This is a genomic window from Saccharospirillum impatiens DSM 12546, assembly GCF_000423605.1.
In the GTDB taxonomy this organism is placed as follows: Bacteria; Pseudomonadota; Gammaproteobacteria; order Pseudomonadales; family Natronospirillaceae; genus Saccharospirillum; species Saccharospirillum impatiens.
In genome coordinates this window covers 1-2,190 of sequence record NZ_AUIH01000131.1, presented here as the reverse complement: position 1 = coordinate 2,190, position 2,190 = coordinate 1, and the positions used below count along the sequence as shown (strand labels likewise).

General features: G+C 54.5%; 1 protein-coding gene and 1 pseudogene. Both read left to right on the top strand.

Annotated elements, in window-relative coordinates; all coding sequences use genetic code 11:
- Positions 1-57 precede the first annotated feature (57 nt).
- Positions 58-426, top strand: coding sequence for an IS66 family insertion sequence element accessory protein TnpB (gene tnpB / locus G565_RS0120795; RefSeq protein WP_028672521.1), 369 nt, complete (start codon positions 58-60; stop codon positions 424-426).
- A 234-nt stretch (positions 427-660) separates the two neighbouring features.
- Positions 661-2,142, top strand: a pseudogene (tnpC, locus tag G565_RS0120790) (IS66 family transposase); the annotation flags it as partial.
- Positions 2,143-2,190 lie beyond the last annotated feature (48 nt).

The following is a 2,190-nucleotide window of genomic DNA, read 5'->3' as shown; positions in this document are numbered from 1 at the left end:
CACCGGCCTGCGTGGCGATAATATTGAATTACTGGGCGCCATTCTGAGGCAGCTGTGATGCGACACCGGTATCTTCGCCCGGCACTGTCGATGCCTGAGATCTATTTGTATCGTGTGCCTATCGATTTTCGCAAGCAAGCCAATGGCCTGGCTTTGCTGGTCGAACAGGAGTTGGGGCACAGCCCGTTCAGTGGCGCGTTGTATGCCTTCACCAATCGTCAGCGTAACAAGATCAAATGCCTGATGTGGGAGGACAATGGTTTTGTGCTGTATTACAAAGCCTTGGCGGAAGAACGGTTCAAGTGGCCGAGCCCTTCGGACGAGCTGATGTCGTTGAATGCAGAGCAAATAAACTGGCTGCTGGACGGCTACGATATTACGCTGATGACAGGCCATAAAACCCTGCACTATGAGGCTGTTGGATAGCAGAAAACATGGGTGTTTCAGGCCGTTTTTTGTTACTATTAACGCATGAAAACGAAGCCTGAAACACCACAAAATACCCCGGATATCAGCGGTTGTTCACCCGCTGAATTGACGGCTATTTTGGCTGGTGTTCAGCAACAACTGGCCGACCAATCCGCGTTAATCGAGCAGCACGAAAACGCCATTCAGTTGCTCAGCGATAGCCTCCGGCAGCGTGATCAGACCCTTCGCCAACGAGAGGCCTACATCCAACTGCTCGAAGAACTGCTGCGGCTGAAGAAGATCCAGCAGTTCGCGGCGAAGAGTGAAAAGCTCGCACACCAAAGTGATCTGTTCGATGAGGCGGAACTCGAAACCGCCATCGATGAACTGCGCGATCAGCTCCCGGACGATGTAGAAGAAACCGATGAGGCCGCCAAAGCATCGCGCAAGACTCGCCAGCGAGGCTTCTCGGAGAATCTGGTGCGTGAGCGCATTGAGTTGTTGCTCAGCGATGAAGAGAAAGCCGGTGCCGTTAAGACCTTCTTCACCAAGGTCAAAGAGGAAGTCGAGTTCATTCCGGCCCAACTGAAAGTGCTGGAGTACTGGCAAGAAAAAGCTGTATTCGAGCAGGATGAAGCAACCGGACACGAGCAGATCATCGCCGCAAAACGACCCGTTCATCCGCTGGGCAAGTGCTTTGCCACCGTTGCCCTGCTGGCCTACATCATCACCAGCAAATACGCCGATGGCCTGCCGCTGTATCGACTCGAAAAGATGCTTAAGCGGCTCGGCCATGAGATCAGTCGAACGTGCATGGCCAACTGGATCATCCGTCTGGATGACGTGTTCAAACCGCTGATGACCCTGATGCGGGAAGTGCAGAACAGCAGTGAGTACCTGCAAGCGGATGAAACCCGCATCCAGGTGCTCAAGGAAGATGGCAAAACCGCTCAATCGGACAAATGGATGTGGGTTATCCGAGGCGGGCCGCCCGATCACCCGGTGGTGCTTTTTGATTACGACCCGTCCCGCGCCGGCAGCGTGCCCGTGCGCCTGCTCGAAGGGTTTACCGGCATCCTGCAGGCGGACGGCTACTCCGGCTACGGCCAGGTGTGCCGTAACAATGGCATTACCCGCATTGGGTGTTGGGACCATGCGCGTAGAAAGTTCGTTGAGGCTTCCCGAGCCGCGCCTTCCGGCGGCAAAGGCAAGAAACCCAAAACCACGAAAGCGGATGTGGCCCTGGGTTATATCAACAAGCTGTATGCCATCGAACGTCAGTTGAAAGATAAAGGAGCCAGCATTGATGAACGATATCGCGTTCGTCAGGAGCTGAGTCTGCCACAACTGGGCACACTCAAAACCTGGTTGGAAGCGAACGTGAGCAAGGTATTAAAAGGCTCCCTGACTCGTAATGCCATGGAGTATACGCTGAACCAGTGGGACTGCCTGGTGGGTTACTGCGAACGCGGTGATCTGAACATCAGCAATGCATTGGCTGAGAATGCAATCCGGCCGTTCGCCATTGGCCGTAGGGCTTGGCTTTTTGCCGATACTTCACACGGTGCCCGTGCCAGCGCTACCTGCTACTCACTGGTCGAGACGGCTAAAGCGAATGGACTGGAGCCTTCGGCCTATATCAAGTATGTGCTGGAGCACATTGCAACGGCGGACACTCTGGAAAAACTAGAACACCTGCTGCCTTGGAACGTGCCGTTGAAACGCATGGAGTAGAGGTGGCTACGTTGGGGGGAGTCAAGGGGCTGATTTATTGGCGCTTAC